Annotated in this window: 13 protein-coding genes and 1 pseudogene; 7 read left to right on the forward strand and 7 right to left on the reverse strand. The window is 32.4% G+C overall.

The genetic code is table 11. From position 1 onward, the window contains the following. Nucleotides 1-70 precede the first annotated feature (70 nt). From J2X17_RS05095 to J2X17_RS19035, 3 genes and pseudogenes are all read right to left on the reverse strand, one after another. The gene (locus J2X17_RS05095; protein ID WP_310295285.1) at nt 71-853 is read right to left on the reverse strand and encodes a GLPGLI family protein; all 783 of its coding nucleotides are present in this window, start codon (nt 851-853) and stop codon (nt 71-73) included. Nucleotides 854-857: 4 nt separating this feature from the next. Further along, complete coding sequence (locus J2X17_RS05100) at nt 858-3,656, reverse strand: outer membrane beta-barrel family protein (RefSeq protein WP_310295286.1); 2,799 nt, start codon at nt 3,654-3,656, stop codon at nt 858-860. A gap of 538 nt (nt 3,657-4,194) precedes the next feature. Beyond that, nucleotides 4,195-4,317: pseudogene (locus J2X17_RS19035) on the reverse strand (hypothetical protein); the annotation flags it as partial. A 185-nt stretch (nt 4,318-4,502) separates the two neighbouring features. Between J2X17_RS19035 and J2X17_RS05105 the strand changes: the two are divergent. The 7 genes from J2X17_RS05105 (at nt 4,503) to J2X17_RS05135 (ending at nt 12,192) form a co-directional block, all read left to right on the forward strand. After that, nucleotides 4,503-7,277 (forward strand): TonB-dependent receptor, encoded by a 2,775-nt coding sequence (locus J2X17_RS05105; RefSeq protein WP_310295288.1) that lies wholly within the window; start codon nt 4,503-4,505, stop codon nt 7,275-7,277. Nucleotides 7,278-7,303: 26 nt separating this feature from the next. Then, nucleotides 7,304-8,572, forward strand: a complete 1,269-nt coding sequence (locus J2X17_RS05110; RefSeq protein ID WP_310295289.1) for a right-handed parallel beta-helix repeat-containing protein — start codon at nt 7,304-7,306, stop codon at nt 8,570-8,572. 28 nt (nt 8,573-8,600) lie between these two features. After that, nucleotides 8,601-9,683 (forward strand): phytase, encoded by a 1,083-nt coding sequence (locus J2X17_RS05115; protein ID WP_310295290.1) that lies wholly within the window; start codon nt 8,601-8,603, stop codon nt 9,681-9,683. Nucleotides 9,684-9,982: 299 nt separating this feature from the next. Beyond that, on the forward strand, nt 9,983-10,807 hold the full coding sequence (locus J2X17_RS05120; protein ID WP_310295292.1) for an AraC family transcriptional regulator: 825 nt from the start codon (nt 9,983-9,985) through the stop codon (nt 10,805-10,807). A gap of 83 nt (nt 10,808-10,890) precedes the next feature. Next, complete coding sequence (locus J2X17_RS05125) at nt 10,891-11,466, forward strand: NAD(P)H-dependent oxidoreductase (protein WP_310295294.1); 576 nt, start codon at nt 10,891-10,893, stop codon at nt 11,464-11,466. 6 nt (nt 11,467-11,472) lie between these two features. Continuing rightward, complete coding sequence (locus J2X17_RS05130; RefSeq protein ID WP_310295296.1) at nt 11,473-12,012, forward strand: SRPBCC family protein; 540 nt, start codon at nt 11,473-11,475, stop codon at nt 12,010-12,012. Nucleotides 12,013-12,042: 30 nt separating this feature from the next. Beyond that, nucleotides 12,043-12,192, forward strand: a complete 150-nt coding sequence (locus tag J2X17_RS05135) for a hypothetical protein (RefSeq protein ID WP_310295297.1) — start codon at nt 12,043-12,045, stop codon at nt 12,190-12,192. 266 nt (nt 12,193-12,458) lie between these two features. On the opposite strand, the gene J2X17_RS05140 is transcribed toward J2X17_RS05135, so the two are convergent. The 4 genes from J2X17_RS05140 to J2X17_RS05155 all read right to left on the reverse strand — a co-directional run bounded on the left by J2X17_RS05140 (nt 12,459) and on the right by J2X17_RS05155 (nt 16,534). Beyond that, on the reverse strand, nt 12,459-12,983 hold the full coding sequence (locus J2X17_RS05140) for a DUF421 domain-containing protein (RefSeq protein ID WP_310295299.1): 525 nt from the start codon (nt 12,981-12,983) through the stop codon (nt 12,459-12,461). Between the two features lie 120 nt (nt 12,984-13,103). Beyond that, nucleotides 13,104-13,388: a hypothetical protein gene (locus J2X17_RS05145; protein ID WP_310295301.1), complete on the reverse strand. Its 285-nt coding sequence runs from the start codon at nt 13,386-13,388 to the stop codon at nt 13,104-13,106. Between the two features lie 615 nt (nt 13,389-14,003). Then, nucleotides 14,004-16,199 carry a DNA/RNA helicase domain-containing protein gene (locus tag J2X17_RS05150; protein WP_310295303.1) on the reverse strand — a complete coding sequence of 732 codons (2,196 nt, stop codon included), beginning with the start codon at nt 16,197-16,199 and terminating at the stop codon, nt 14,004-14,006. Beyond that, a complete protein-coding gene (locus J2X17_RS05155) occupies nt 16,196-16,534 on the reverse strand; it encodes a nucleotide pyrophosphohydrolase (protein ID WP_310295305.1) in 339 nt (112 codons plus the stop codon). Before J2X17_RS05155 ends, J2X17_RS05150 begins: the two co-directional genes overlap by 4 nt. Nucleotides 16,535-16,573 lie beyond the last annotated feature (39 nt).

The following is a 16,573-nucleotide window of genomic DNA, read 5'->3' on the forward strand; positions in this document are numbered from 1 at the left end:
CCCTTCATTGCTATATTCTGGAAATCCCAGGAACCATTATAGTCTTTGTGTAAGAAATAAGCTTGAATAGTTATAAAGAGTATGCTTGGAATGTTTTTTTTGCCCATTTTCCCCAGCCTTTCAAAGCATCCAAAAGTATTTTGTTTAGTCCTTTATTGTCAGTGGGCTTACCTTTAATTGGTGGGGCCAAATCTTTGTCAGAAACTGGAATTTCTGTAACTTTAGTCGCAAACCATGTCATATTTTCGTGCGGCATAGCCAATCCTAAAATTGTTCCTGGTAATCCTGTAAAAGATTCAGGGCCACCGGCAAATGGAATTTGAATTGTGTAATAGGCAACAACATACACAGAATCGAGAACTATAGCATTTGCTCTTCGACATTCATAACCAGCAATTTCTCTGGTTTCATCGGTGATTTTCCAATCAATTTTGCGTAAACTGTCTTTAACTAAGTATAAATCGTCATAAACATTTTTTTGCGTAATACTGGTTTGCGTATCAAGATCTGTTGCGATAATATTTTTTAAATTAGCCATTGCATCATCTGCAATCCAACTGTTGCTTGCTGATTGATTTGTTTCATCCCATTTGTATAAACTCTTGTTTTTTGAAAAACTGAGAATGCTTTTAGTAGTTTTAAATTGTGGATTGGTTTTTTTATAGCTTTCAAAAGCAGCTTGATAATAACTATCCGTTTCTCCTTTTATTTTTTTTGTAATCAAAGCATACATATTCGATTTTTTCTCAAATTCGATTACGCCATTTTGTACAAAGTGATCATTTTGTGCAAAAGTATTGCAGCTTGTCAATACAATTATTAAAATTAAGAAGCGATTTATTATTGTTTTCATAGTTTTAGTTTTGTTTAATTTCTCCTCCGCCCATTTTGCTGAAATCCCAGCTTACAGAGAACATAAAGTATCTTTGAATAGTGGTATAAGTACTTTGGTTGATATTTCCATTATATGCCGAACGATTAAATCCTACATTTTGGTTCAGAAGATCTCTTCCCGTTATAGAAACTCTTAAATTATCTGATTTTAAGAATTTTTTGGTGATAGATGCATTCCAGATAAAACGTTCAAAACTTTCCTGAATCACTTGTGTTTTTCCATTATATTGATAATTACCATCTGTGCTAATTTCCAGTTTGAAAGGTAATTGTATACTGGACCAGAAATTTCCATTAAAACCCCAACCATTACTATCACTATTTTCGTTGATGCTTGCATCCGCTACGTTGTAAGTAGGTCCGAAGCTGGTATTAAAATTATATTTTTTTTCTTTATTCTTTGATAAGTTTAAATTAAAGGAATAAATTGAATTTTTAGTTTGATTCAGTTTTGTATTGATGTAATTATAGTTTACATTTTTATTGGCGCTTAAACCAATTCCTGCCGACAGATCTATTACTTTAATTGTTTTACCAAAACTAGTACTCAAATAATAACTTGTTGCTGCTTTGTCTTTTAGGTTTACAAATTGTGATATACTTTCACCTCTATCATTTGTAAGCACATTACTTATTATTGGATTTAGCGTAAAATTATACGATCCATTAACCGAAAAATATTGATTGCTAAGTACCTTATACGAATAATAATTTCCTCTAAAATTATTTCTAAATGAAGGATCTAAATTAGGATTACCCACAATTGTGTTCAATTGATTTTGATTGTTTCGGATAGGCTGTATTTGTTCTAATGTTGGCTGATCAGTGTTTCCGTTATACGATAAACGCAATGATTCTCTTTGTTTAAAATTATATTGATAGTTCATCTGAGGCATGTAGTTGATAAATTTTTGCTTAAAAGAACTATCTGTATAAACATCATATTGTTTAAAGTGTACACCACTAAATTTAGAACCAAAAGAAAAAACAGTTTTATTTTTTTTGTAATTAAAAATCGCTCCCAGTTGGTTTATCGTTTGGTCTAGTTCATAATTATTACTAAAGACTGAATCGAGGACATTATAGTCGCCATTTGAAGACTGATTAAAAGATTTACGATCCGCTTTTCCGTTACTAATGTTCAAGCCATAATTAAGAATTAAAGACAGACTTTTGGATAACGGTTCGGTATAGATTAAATTTGATTTAAAAGCGGTATTGCTAATATTATTGACTTTATTTTGATCGACTACTTTGGTGCTATCCGGATTAATTACGGCTGCTTTAAAAAATTCAGCTCTGGAATTTAAATAACCATCACTTTCGCTATCTGTACTTGATTGGCTTAAATTAAGAGATACTGTTCGGCCCGTTCTTTTAAGTCTTTTGGTTAGTAAAGTATTTATATTAAATGTTTTATCATCAACATCGTTTGTAGTTGTCTGATTCAAATTATTCAATTGGTTACCTTGTTCGTCAGTACCTTTTCGCATTTCTGCTTCTCTTGAATTACTATTTTTGAATAATCCATCTACATTTAATTTTAAAGTTAATGTGCTATCAATTTTAATTTCATAAGCCAGATCAAGTTTGTTTTTAGTCATGTTTTTCTCAAAACTCTTGTCTGAATTATTATAAATACTGCTAGAACTTAAATTTTGCTGGTTAATATCATTGCGATTTCCTGAAAGTTTGATATCGCCAATTTTATAATTTACATTGATAGATTCTTTATCATTGTTCCATTTATTGTCAAAATGTATTCCGCCAGTTTGAGCAACTGGAATTCCTTCACCATTAAATTGTCCGTCCCAACTTTCAAATTCATCATTTCCGCTACTTGTAAAATTAATACCGCCGTCATCACTTACCTGATAACTACTTTGGCCGTATTTATCTTTATCTCCCCATCCTAATCCTACTTGTCCTGTGTTGCCAAAAATGCCATAAGCTGCTAATTTTTTCTTATCCCAAAACTTATTAAACATGGCTTGGCCTTTGTAAAAATTATCAGTTCCTAATCCGAGTTCTACTTTCCCGAAATGACCATTTTTTTTGTCTTCTTTAAGTTTGACATTTAGCGTTTTGGTTTTTTGACCATCGTCAATTCCTGTAAAAGCGGCCTGATCACTTTTTTTGTCATACAATTGTACTTTATCAACCATGTCCGCACGTAGATTTTTTGTAACTAAAGTGGGATCATCACCAAAAAATTCTTCACCATCAACCAAAACTTTGGTTACAGTTTCGCCTTGAGCGGTAATTTTTCCATCCTTATCAATTTGTATTCCCGGGAATTGTTTTATCAGATCTTCCACTTTTGCATTAGGTTCTATTTTAAATGCTTTTGGATCAAATTCTAACGTATCTCCTTTGATTTTCATGGCGGCTCTATTGCCTTTTATAATTACTTCGGTTAGTAATCTTCCTTTATCAGCCAAATTAATTTTACCAAAATCTTTGATTAACTTTGTGGAATCAATAGAAAATTGATCTACAAAATCAGCATATTTGGGATAAGAAACCAGTAAAATAAATTTACCGGCCTTAATATTATTCAACTCAAAAGAACCATTTTCTTTGGCTCGGGTAAATTTTACTAAAACAGAATCTTTTGCTCTTAACAAAGAAACTGATGCTTTCGTTAAAGTAGAATTGTTTATGGTATCTGTTATATAGCCTTTAACTGTACCTGATGTTTGTGCCTGTAAAGTATTTAATAAAAAAAGAAAGCAACATAATAGTAGAATTGTTTGTCTCATTAATTGGTTGTGGTTTTTTGAAAACAGGCATTATAGTTCTATTCTATTTTTTGAGAAATAGAAATAAAATGCATTTGTTGTGTAATTTGTTTTTTAAGTAAGCAAGATTGTAGATTCTAAAATAGAAATTGAAATAGCACCTTTTGATACAGGTTTAGAGAAGTATAATGACTTGATTTTATGAAATTCATAATTTTTTTGTGAGGTTTTGGTTGTTAGTGGTGTAAGTTTTAACGATTTAATTAGTGATTGTTGCTATAATAGTTTAAATGTGTGTATGGTTCAAATGTAAATAAAAATACTACAATATTATAAAAGACTTTACTTTTATTGCCATGATTAATTATTTACATGCTCATCATGTTTTTTTGCCAATATCTTTCAATGTTAAGCTAATCTCAAAATCTTCAATGGAGGTTCTTCTGCGTTGAGACGATTTCGTCCTGATTATCTGCAGATTGTTGCTGGAACTACCAATATTATAGTTGGCTATGTTCTTCCATTTGATCTAATAAAATCATATAGTATGACAAAGGGTTTAGTAATCGAGCCATAATCTTCCGCAAGTGTTATAGAAATTTTCTATAGAATCAAAAATTGAATCTGTTGACTGGTCTATCGTTCCATATTTATTCTGGTAAACCAGTTCTGCTTTCAGGGTTTTGAAAAAACTCTGAGCAACCGCATTATCTAAATTGTAAGTCCCTTTTTAAATCAGGAATAGATTGATTGCAGCACTTATCAAAAAAAGGGTTTTAGTTTATTCAATATGTTAGAATATATATAACTATTAGGTCATATTAGCTTAACATCATACTTCTAGATTTGCAAAAAAAAAATAACTACATGAAAAAAATTACACTTCTTTTTATTTTTACATTTTGTTTTTTTCTTACGGTTTCTGCAAAAGCATCTACTATTAAAGGTAATGTTTATGATGCAGAAACGGGTGAACCTTTAGTTGGCGTTTTAGTTTCACTTGCAAAAAGCAATCAAAACTTCATTACTGGACTGGATGGTTCTTTTAAACTTAGCGAATTATCCTCTGGAACTTATACTTTAAAAATTAGTTATGCTTCTTATGTAAGTATTTCGAAAGAAATTACAATTGATAATGAAAATTCTCAAAATTTAAAATTTTACTTGCAGCCTGAAAGTAATTCGCTAGATGAAGTCATTGTAGACAGTGAAGGCCGCGGCAATGGAGAGCATACAGCCAGAAGATTAGAGAAAGAATATAGCCAGGTTGTTAATATCGTATCTGGCAAAGCAATAGAGATATCGCCAGATCTTACAGTAGCTAATGTAATTCAGCGCGTTTCGGGTGTGTCGATAGAAAGAAATAGTAATGGAGATGGTCAATATGCTATTATTAGAGGAATGGACAAGCGATACAACTACACAGAAGTTAATGGAGTAAAAATTCCAAGTCCGGATAATAAATATCGTTATGTGCCTTTAGATATTTTTCCTTCTGACTTACTAGACCGATTAGAAGTATATAAAACATTAACTCCAAATATGGAGGGTGATGCCATAGGAGGTGTCGTAAATATGGTAATGAAAGATGCTCCAGCTGCTAAACCACTCTTCAGTGTTAATATTTCTGAAGGCTACAGCCAAATGTTTTTCGACAGAAAATTCATGGCCTACGGATTCAATGAAATTCACAAAAAATCTCCTTATGAAGTAAATCCTAAGGGCTATCAGGCGACTTCTCAAGACTTCCCAAAAGGGACATTGGCTTATACTTACCCAACTCTAGTGCCTAACTTTCTAGCTAACATCTCATTAGGGAAACGGTTTTTTGATAACAAATTTGGTGTGCTTCTAGCGGGAAGTTTTCAAAATTCTTATAGAGGCAGCAACTCTACGATTTACAATACCCAACTTGTGGGTACGGATGAGTATGCCAGCATTGTCAACAAAAATTCCCGTGAATATTCGGAACAGCAAAAAAGATACGGTGTACAGGGAAAGGCTGATTACAAATTCAATCCATCTAACAAAATCAGTTTATATAGTGTCTTCTTAAATCTTGATAATATTCAAACGAGAAATACGCTAACTACAGATTATACTTCTGAGTATCACCCGGAAATTGGCAACGCAAAATTGCTTTATGCCACACGAACACGTTTTACAAGGCAGCAAATTTACAACAACACTTTACAGGGAGATAATGCCTTATTAAACGATAAATTCAAAATTCATTGGTCGGCTGCTTATTCTTTTGCCAGTAACGAAGTTCCGGATAATACCAATATCAATGTTAATGGCGAAGAGAAAAACTATGTAAGTACCCGTACAAAACTAGCTATTAACCCCGTTACGCATCGTTGGGAGCGCAATACAGACGAAGATTTAGCGGGATATTTAGATTTAACATACACCCTTCCTTTATTTGGCGGCAATATCGATTTATCGGCAGGAGGTCTTTACAGAGATAAGCAAAGAAGCAGTTTTTACAATAATTATACTTTAGCACCAACAAATCCGAATGCTACTTATGGGACAGATTTTACAGATTATACTCAAATAGATTTAATAGTAACCAATCCGACAGGGGCAGTAAGTAACCCTTTGACTTACGATGCAAGTGAAAAAACAGCTGCGGGTTACGGAATGTTTAATTTTAAAACAGAAAAATGGCAGGCAATAGGAGGTATCCGTATAGAGAACACCGACCAGGGGTATAATCTTCTTTTTCCTGCCGGTGAACCTCGCCCAACAGGAAACCAAATTTATACCTACACTTTGCCTAGCTTGACTTTAAAATATTTCTTAAGCAGCAAACAACAATTACATGCTTCTTATTTCCGCTCGTTAAATCGTCCTGGATTTTATGAAATTGTACCCAGTAAAGTGGTTAACGAAGAATATCAAGAGCGAGGTAATCCTGACTTAAAGCCTGCAGTTGCCGATAATTATGACTTTAGATATGAATTTTTTCCAAAGGCAGGTTCACAATTATTTTTGGGTACTTTTTACAAAAACATTAAAGACCCAATCGAATACACATTTTTGGCCGATGCCACTCGTGGACAAGACACTTATTATAGCCCTGGTAATTTTGGAACAGCAAAAAACTTCGGAATAGAGTTAGATTATATCACGTTTTTTAACAAAATTGGCTTTAAAGTAAACTATACTTATACTGATTCTAAAATTACGACTCCAAAAGACAAAAAAGTTTTAGATGATAACGGAAATTTACAAAAAATATCAGTAATGCAAACCAGACCGCTTTATGGTCAATCTGCCCATATTGGTAATGCCTCTATACTTTATAAAGACGGCAAAAAAGGTTGGGATGCTCAGCTTTCTGCAGCATATACTGGTCCTCGTATCAATACTGTTTCGCAATTTGTGAATAATGATTTATGGCAGGAAGGATTTGTACAAATGGATGCTTCGGTTGAAAAACAATTTAAATCAAAATTTAGCATTTACATAAAAGCAAATAATCTCTTAAACACCCCGCATAAGTTATTTATAAAAGGTACAAACCCAGCAAACGCCACCATTGCAGAGAATAATTTAGAATATAATGGCAGAACACTGATAAGAGATGATTATTATGGTCAAAGCTATCTTATTGGCGTACGTTACAAATATTAGTTAATCCTAAAGAAAAAAATATACCGATGAAAACAATCTTTAAAAATCTTAGCACTGCTTTTTTATTCATAATTATAATAACAGCAGGAGGTTGCGAAAAAGCGAATATCGACGTAGACACCGATGTAGATAGTGGCGCTTCTTCAGGTGAAGTCTCCGGGGTTTGGGTAAAAGGAACAACACACAACATTACCGGAGATGTAATTATTCCACAAGGAAAATCGCTAACCATAGAAGAAGGTGTAACCGTAATTATGGATCCTGTGGCAAAAACCGAATTTATTGTAAAAGGTAATCTGTATTCGTTAGGAACGGCCGATAATCCTGTAAAATTTACCATTCAGGAAAAAGACAGAACTGCAGACAATAAATTTGGAAAAAAATGGGGAGGGATTTTAGCCACTCCAACTTGTGCAGAACTCATTTTAGACTACACAATTTTAGAATATGGAGGAAGTACTACTTCAGACGCCTCTACATCAGTAAAATTAGGCTTATACAAGGCAGTTGCCGGCGAAAACTTACCTGCTTTGTGGTTTTCTAATGTAAACGGAAAATTGGTGGTAACGAACTCTATTATTAGAAATTTTCAAGAAGACTGCACTTATATCGAAGGTGGGAATATTATTTTTTCGAATAATCTTTTCTATACTACAGGGGTTTCTGGTGGTGAGGCGATGAATTTCAAGTCAGGTTGTTTGGTTGATGCAGCTTACAATTTAATTTACAGTACCAATACAAATGCGTTTAAATTGTCTAACGCAGGTCTTAGAAATCCACAAGCTGATATTGTTGCTTATAACAATACTTTTGTAAACACAGGCTGGCGCAGACCAACAGCAAAAGGGGGATCCATTTGGGTCGAGAATGCGGTAATAGCCCATATTTATAATAATTTATTTGCCAATGCCCGCTTTGGTATTAAGAGAGATACAAAGAGCAAAGAAGACGCTCGCACTACGATTAGCAATAATTTTTATTATGGTTATGATCAGGCAACCGTTAATCAGTTTCAACCATCAACAGATATAATTGGCGGTACAAACGAAGTAAGAGGAACAACTGCCGGCCAAAACGACCCAAACTTTGTTAATTACCCTCTAAACAATCCTGTAAGCAGTCCGGATTTTAATACCTCTTGGGATTTTCATTTAAAATCAAATTCTATTGCGCTAGGTAAAGGAACTACTAATTTTGTGAGGCATTTTAGTAATCCTATCACTTTTAGTAACGGACTGGCATATGCTTCACCAGCTCCGGCAACTTTTATAGGTGCTTATGGACAGGCTAAATAAAGAAATCAAATAATTCAATTATTACAAAATGATCAAAAAAAATATGCTTTCTATTGGTTTATTTATGCTTGCTGGACTATCAGCAAGCTGTCAAACCGATAAAAAAAAGACTATAATCACCCCCAAAAACGTAGTAAAACCAGTTTTTATCTCTGAACCTGTGCAGTTTGACAGTGACGATCCGGCAATTTGGATTAATAACGCTGATGTTTCAAAAAGTTTGGTTATAGGAACAGATAAAGATATAAATGGAGGACTTTATGTATTTGACCTACAAGGAAAGATCTTAAAAGATAAAACCGTTAAAAATCTAAAAAGACCCAATAATGTAGATATTGCTTATGGATTAGTACTCAACGGAAAACCAACTGATGTTGCTATTACTAGTGAAAGATTAGGCCAGGACCTTAGAATTTTTTCTTTACCGGACATGCAACCTGTCGACAACGGGGGCATAAAAGTATTTGAAAATGAAACCGAACCTGATTATAATGCTCCAATGGGAATAGCTGTTTATACTTCAAAAGATGCAAAAATATATGCCATTGTCGGTCGTAAAACCGGACCCAAAACGGGAGGATACCTTTTTCAATATTTATTGGAGGATGACGGAAACGGAAAAGTGAAAGCCTCTTTAGTACGCAAATTTGGAGAATACAGTGGCAAAAAAGAAATAGAATCAATTGCTGTAGATAACGAGTTAGGATATGTTTACTATTCTGATGAGCAATTTGGCGTACGCCAGTATTATGCCGATCCAGCTAAAGGAAACAAACAACTATCCTTATTTGGTACAACTGGTTTTGCCGAAGATCATGAAGGCATTTCTATCTATAAACTTAATGCTACTACAGGCTATATTTTAGTATCGGATCAAGGGGCTAACCGTTTTCAGATTTTTAGACGCGAAGGCACAAAAAACAAGCCATTTGAACACAAATACTTAAAGACCGTAAATGTTGCAGCGATGGAAAGTGATGGCTCAGAAATAACCAGCATCCCTTTAAATAAAACCTTTAAACATGGTTTGTTTGTTGTGATGAGTACTGATAAAACGTTTCACTTTTATCGTTGGGAAGATATAGCCGGTAAAGATTTAAAAATAAAGTAGTTTCAGTTTCATTTGGCGTCTGTATGTATTCCGGCATAAAAGAATCTTTCCAATCGAGAGTGGTTTAGCAACTGTTCGAGTGGCTTAAGGAGAAATAAAAACTTCTTTTATAGATCTTATTGGTACCTCAAATCCATTTTATTATACAGTTAATTTCTGGGGCTGAAGTTCGCAGTATTGTGCTTTGTTTCATTTTCGAACTTAATTGCTATATTTGATCAACCACAAATGTAAATTTTTGTACAATACACGTTAGGGTTAATGCTAGCGGACTATCGCAAAAATTGGTAACTAAGAAAATGACAGAAAACAAAGGACAATATAGAAACTTTAAAATAACTGTTCCGACAGAGTACGAAGATGTTTTTTCTCATTTTTATTTTGCCGAAAATACAACAACTGAAACCATTACCAAAACATTACTTCCCTCTTACCAAACCATTTTAATTTTCAATTTTGGGACAACAACTATTCTTTATTCAAACCAAAGAACAGAAATTGAAGTTGACAAATGTCTCATTTTAGGACCGATAAAACATTCTTTGGATTATTCATTACCGCCAAAATCAAAAATATTAGTTGCCAATTTTAAAGACGATGCATTTTACCGTTTCTTTGGTAATGCCTCGGTTGCAGAACATTTGCCTCTCAATCCAGACGATTTACTAAATGAAAATTGTTTTACCGCTTTATGGACAGAACTCAACAAAATAAATGACACAAATTATCAGGTAAATTATATTCTTGATTTTTGTAAACCGTATTTAAAACAGAGAAATATAATAGCGGAAAAGTTGACAAACTTTAATGATGAAATCTTAAATCCAATTAAATCCGTTGCAAGCCAGCAGAATCAAACAGAAAGAAACATCCAACTCAACCATAAAAAACATTTAGGATATACATCCAAAGAAATCAACCGCTACCAACGTTTTCTAAAAGCTGTTGAGTTAATACAAACTTATGCAACTGCATCAGCTAAAATCGATTGGTTTGAAATTATCAGCAAATGTGGCTATTATGATCAAAGTCAACTTATTCACGATTTTAAGCATTACATCAATATTAGCCCAACAAAATACCTGAAATTCCAACAAGACATTTGTAATCCAAAAGCGGAATAGTAATCTACATTTCGTTTTCTTACAATTTTAGCATACAGCGCTATTCTACATTTGTTCTATCAAATTTTAAAAAATATAGAACAATGAAACATTTAATTATTTACTCACATCCCAATCAAGGTAGTTTAAACCATCATTTATTGCAAACAGCAACAGACAGTTTAAAGGCTAAAAATCATGAAATCGTCATTAGAGATTTGTATCAATTGAACTTCAATCCTGTACTTTCATTGGAAGATATGAATGGACAACGAATGGGAAATGTCACAGACGAAGTAAAACAGGAGCAGCAATATATTTCGTGGGCAGACCATATAACATTTATTTATCCAATTTGGTGGACTGGAATGCCCGCCATTATGAAAGGATATATTGACCGTGTTTTTAGTTATGGTTTTGCATATCGTTACGACCAAGGCGTGCAAAAAGGCTTACTTACAGGCAAACTGACAACTATCATAAATACACACGGAAAATCACAAGCCGAATATGAAAGTATTGGAATGGACAAGGCGCTTTCGCTAACATCTGACAAAGGAATTTTTACGTATTGCGGTCTTGAAATTAATCAACATTTCTTCTTTGACAAAGCCGATAGGGCAGCGCCAGAACGCGTCGAAAATTGGACAAATCAAATTATATCAACCTTTAAAATCTAAATTACGATGAAAAATAAAGCGCTAAAAAAGATACTATTTGGCTTCGTTTCTTTTCTCTTAGTAATTGCTATAACTGTATTTTCACTTGAGTATTTCAGTAACTACAAAACATCTAAAACAATTAACTATAATGCACCTGTGATAGCAAAAAAGAGTATTGTAATTAACGCACCAGTTGAAAAGGTTTGGGAAATTTTTAGCGATGTAAATAATTGGGATACCTGGCAAAAAGAAATTGTAACACCCAAAATTAATGGAGTGTTTAAAGCAGGAACATCTTTCAATTGGAAAAGTAATGGCTTAACTATCATTTCTACATTACAAACAGTTGAAACTAATAAAATGGTCGGTTGGTCAGGCCCTGCATTTGGAGCATTTGCAATACATACCTGGCATTTTTCAGAACATAATGGTCAAACAACCATTATAGTGGAAGAAAGTATGGAAGGCTGGCTAGTCGCATTATTAAAAAGTAAATTTCAATCAAGCCTCGACACATCGATAGAACATTGGCTTAACGCACTAAAGATTAAAGCAGAAAAATAATTTATTTCACAACAATTAAAATCAACAAAAATGGAACAGTCAACAAAAGCATCATTCGACAAATCGGTTTACAATCCGATACTTTTCAAAAGTTATAAAGGAGTAAAGAAAATCCTGAAATACAGTTTGTATATTATGACGATATACTTTGCTTACGAAGGATTTATGGCGTGGCAATAATTTGCATACAAAAGTAAATTACTTTTTTGCGTACTATGAAACATGCTGAGAAAAATTCAGCTGGATGACATCATAACGCACAGGCTTTCTGTATCCGAGATTTCACATATCGATATCCTTAATAAAAAAGAAGACCGCTGTGTTGAGGTAGTGATGGAACCCTGGAAGTAAGTACAACAGCGGCTTAAAAAAAGAAAAAACTGCACTTAGTGCAGTTTTTCTATATTTTTGAATGACAAGATTGTAATAATTTGAATTAAAAATTGTTAAAGTGTACATTTAAGATCAATATCATCCAGTGAACTTTTTCCGTTGCCTTTTGATTTTCTAACTACAGTAATCACGCCATTGAGTTCCATAACAACAGCTTTTACGTCGTCGATCTGATCGATACCTGAGTTTCTTATCATTGAAAAAATTTCACCTTTCGTTACCGCTTCTTTAGACATGGCATGCTCAATAAATTCGCCATCATAAAAAATGAGCGTAGGCACTGCATTAATAAGCTTTTCTATTTTTTTTGAAGAACGGGCCGTCCAGGCGAAAATGTATTGTAATGCAATTATTAGAAACAGTACAATAGCACCTTCTATAATGGGGACGATCGCCAGCATCATGTAAGATAAAGTAGATCCCAGTGCGACAGTTACTACAAAATCAAATGCATTAAGTTTAGCCAGAGTTCGTTTACCCGAAATGCGTACGAAAAAAAATAATATGACAAATGCTATGATCGTAGTAATCGCTACATGACCAATGCTTTTCCAGTCTCTAAAAAAAACCTGTTCCATGATTACTCTTTTAAAATGTCATGTTTTTTGCGAAGCATGCCGGCTTACCAAAATTTGCTATTTGATTAAATTCAGAATGGAAAGCCTTAATTGTCTTGCTGTGTAATAAGATTTCCTGTATTAGCTTTTCAATCGAAAAGTTACTGATTCTTCGTGATTTTTATCGAATTCTCCTTCCTGATTTTCAATTGAGTTTTCTTCCTCTTCCCAGTCATTTTCGTCATATTCGGATTCGAAATCATCCTCGAGATCCTCAAGTTCCAGGCTGAAGTGGTTAGAGAGTGTTACTGTCTTTGAAAAGCTGCTCTCCAGATAGTCATCATAATTTAATAACAGCTGTTCTTCATAGGATCTAACATCACCAGCAGATTCTTTTGGTGTATTAAAGTAGCTTTGGAATGTCATATAATTCAGTTTAAATTAATAAAAGTAGAGTCTCATTTATTTTTTAAAATGATTGGCTTAAAATTACAATTAATGAATTTAGAGGGGTTTACATAATTCCTTTTGGTCTTTGCTGAATTTACATTTGAAAATAGAATCTGATAGAAGAAATCTTGTATTTTAGATACATTATATCTTCCCTTTATTTATGAGGGTTTAAGAGGATGGAGGTGTACAGGAGGTGTAGTGATATTGTTGATAAATGAGTATTTATAAATGAAAGGAAAAACAATCTTAGTTATTCTTCTTTACTTCTTCTGAATCATAAGTACCCTGGTTTATGTGGTAAGTATAGTAAGTATTCTCTGTAAAAAATGCGGTGAATAACGTGTTTTTTCACCGCATTTTTTTTTGCATAATATAATTACAGCAAAATTATTCTATCAAATAAAATTTAAAAACTAATAATCATCTTCAATTCAATTTTCTATAACTTATTAATTTCAGCTTGCTATAATTTTATCTCCTTATTAATTGATATCTTTAAAATTCTACATTCTTCATGTTTTTAATCATGATCACGCTTATAGTAAATGTTAGCGTTGCGCTTTTTGTTTTGCAGGACTAAAATTTTAATTAATATAATACACATTCAAAAATTCCAATAACTTTTAAGTTTTCTAGATCATCATCCATCAATTCAATATCATTGTATTCAATATTATAAGAAAGAGGCCTTAAAATAATAGAATGATGATTCCATTGTTCGCTTTCAATATTTTTTTTACTTCTATACTCTTTTACAGTGTAACCAGATCCAAAATCTAGATCCTGAATATTTGTATGTTCTACTAATACAATTTTACCATCTCGAGAACCTCCAGAATATTTTCTGAACATACAAATTGAGCCATTAGGAATGATTTTATTCATTGACTCACCAACAATTTTACAAGCAAATAAATCATTTGATGGTTTGTACGTTTTAGGTACTGCAATCCATTGACAATCATTTACAGTTTGTAAATTACTAAAGTTACCTGCCGCAACCTTTAAATCATATAATGGAATACTATTTACATACGGGATAACTTCACTTTCTTGTAAAATAAGTGTTTGTTTTTCAGTCTTGAATTTAGGTATAAATTGAGAAAAATAATCTCTGAGGTTATTATCACAAACATATACATATGTTCCTTTAATGCCTCTAAGCATTATTGTCTTATATATGTTTAAAATAAAATCTTTTAACTCTTCTGGTTCAACAATAGATTGTTTCCCATTCACATCATAATAATTTTCTTTTATGATTTTAATTTGATTTGTTGCTTTATCAAAAGTAATTTCATTTCCAAAAATTATTCCCGTATAGTTTAAGTCATAACCTTGAGTAGTATGAATACAGCCCACTTCGTTTCTGGAATTTTCGGAATTAACCCAATCAATATTTGTGCTGTTCCATTTTAGTCTGGTATTTTCAATTTCAATATCGTAATCCTGCTTGGAGTCTTTTTTATTGGTCATCCATGGCCAAGAATATCCTGCAACCAATCTTGACAAACCATTTTCTATATCTCTTGATTTTATCTCATTTCTAATATCTTCAATAGAATCAAAAAGAATAAGTTCATATTCTTTAGAGTTAAAAATAATATCCGAACTGTTCAATTTGCATTTCAAAAGATTATCAATATAACTAACATAATCATTACCTCCCTTAGATCTGAATTGAGATTTTAAGAATTCAATTTTGGTTAAGCTATTTCTTTTTAATTTATCGAAATCTTCTTTCTTAACATCAGAAGGTTTTATAGATTGATTTTCATCATAAAAATATATTGCACTTTCTGATTGTTTCATTATCCAATCTAATTCATTGCAAGTATATCTATTTAAATTTAATTTTTCACAAACGATATCAAATGCCCTAAAATAAGCACCTAAATTTACACGTCTCCTTAATCGATGCGACTCGTCGACAATAACAATATCAAAAGTATCTTTTACGATTTCTGCAGGACCAATAACCATATTGGAATTTAGTCCTTTGATGTTTTTGAAAACTTTTTTTAAAGTAGTTCTAAATGATGACATTGGAACAACTAATGCCATTTTTGGGTTTGGATATTTTTTCTTTAATTCAAAGACAAGTTCCATGAATTCAAATTCATCACTTCCGAACTCTTCAAAATTAAAATCTTCATTTGAAGTGTTAAGTAGCTTAAATAAGAAAATTGCTAAAATTGTTTTACCAGTCCCTGCACCACCTTCAATAATAATGCTTTTGTATTGATTATCAAGCAGGTTTTTCATAATTACGAGGAGACCACTCTTTTGTTCTGAAGTTAAAGTTTTGTACGGTGAATACTTAAATAGATCAGAGTTATTAATAAAATCAATTGGATGCTTAGCTATTCCAACAGATCTTAAATTATCCCAAATAGATTTGAAAATATCCCAATATATTTCTCTCTTTTGGTAATAATTGTGATTGGCTAATCCAATATTTCCATTAATTAATTTATATTGACCATCGCCAGAAATATATTTTATGAGATTTGATTCTATATCTAATGTTGCAGATTTATTAAACTTTTCACTTGAAATTAAATGTACTGTTACAAGTTTGTTTTTTATATTATTTTTTAAATGACTATTCATTCTAGCATACGCATCTGTCGTTTCACCAACATATGCTTCATTTACGTTTCCATCACTTAAAATGTAAACTATAGGCCATAAGTCTTTGATATAGTGGATATTGTTGAATTCGCTAATAAGAGTTGAATCAAAATCAAATTTTTTAATTGTGAATACAGGATTTTGATTCATAGTTCATTGTATTTTTTTGCAGTGCCTTTAGCTTTATCAACAGGATATTTTAATGCATTCTTTATAATCTTTTCAGAAATTATATCACAGACATCTAGTTTGTGTTTTTCAGCAAGTAAAAAAGCAAAAGATAGTACATCAGCAAGCTCTTCTTTTAATCGATCTTTATTGATGTTTTCTGCTTCATCTTCTTTTTTCCATAGGAAGATTTCATTCAGTTCTGCAGCTTCGATTGAAATTGCTAGGGCTAAATTTTTAGAATCATGAAATTGTTCCCAATCCCTTTCATCCCTAAATTGAATTAATTCTTTGATAACTTTATCGAACTTATTCATAATATTTGTTTTATATCAAATAAATTAAATGCTAAAATA

The organism is Flavobacterium aquidurense (assembly GCF_031458035.1).
Classification (GTDB): Bacteria; Bacteroidota; Bacteroidia; order Flavobacteriales; family Flavobacteriaceae; genus Flavobacterium; species Flavobacterium aquidurense_C.

Coding starts and splice junctions, on each gene's coding strand:
- J2X17_RS05095 (WP_310295285.1), bottom strand. CDS start 853: ATGAAAACAATAATAAATCGCTTCTTAATTTTAATAATTGTATTGACA.
- J2X17_RS05100 (WP_310295286.1), bottom strand. CDS start 3,656: ATGAGACAAACAATTCTACTATTATGTTGCTTTCTTTTTTTATTAAAT.
- J2X17_RS05105 (WP_310295288.1), top strand. CDS start 4,503: ATGAAAAAAATTACACTTCTTTTTATTTTTACATTTTGTTTTTTTCTT.
- J2X17_RS05110 (WP_310295289.1), top strand. CDS start 7,304: ATGAAAACAATCTTTAAAAATCTTAGCACTGCTTTTTTATTCATAATT.
- J2X17_RS05115 (WP_310295290.1), top strand. CDS start 8,601: ATGATCAAAAAAAATATGCTTTCTATTGGTTTATTTATGCTTGCTGGA.
- J2X17_RS05120 (WP_310295292.1), top strand. CDS start 9,983: ATGACAGAAAACAAAGGACAATATAGAAACTTTAAAATAACTGTTCCG.
- J2X17_RS05125 (WP_310295294.1), top strand. CDS start 10,891: ATGAAACATTTAATTATTTACTCACATCCCAATCAAGGTAGTTTAAAC.
- J2X17_RS05130 (WP_310295296.1), top strand. CDS start 11,473: ATGAAAAATAAAGCGCTAAAAAAGATACTATTTGGCTTCGTTTCTTTT.
- J2X17_RS05135 (WP_310295297.1), top strand. CDS start 12,043: ATGGAACAGTCAACAAAAGCATCATTCGACAAATCGGTTTACAATCCG.
- J2X17_RS05140 (WP_310295299.1), bottom strand. CDS start 12,983: ATGGAACAGGTTTTTTTTAGAGACTGGAAAAGCATTGGTCATGTAGCG.
- J2X17_RS05145 (WP_310295301.1), bottom strand. CDS start 13,388: ATGACATTCCAAAGCTACTTTAATACACCAAAAGAATCTGCTGGTGAT.
- J2X17_RS05150 (WP_310295303.1), bottom strand. CDS start 16,199: ATGAATCAAAATCCTGTATTCACAATTAAAAAATTTGATTTTGATTCA.
- J2X17_RS05155 (WP_310295305.1), bottom strand. CDS start 16,534: ATGAATAAGTTCGATAAAGTTATCAAAGAATTAATTCAATTTAGGGAT.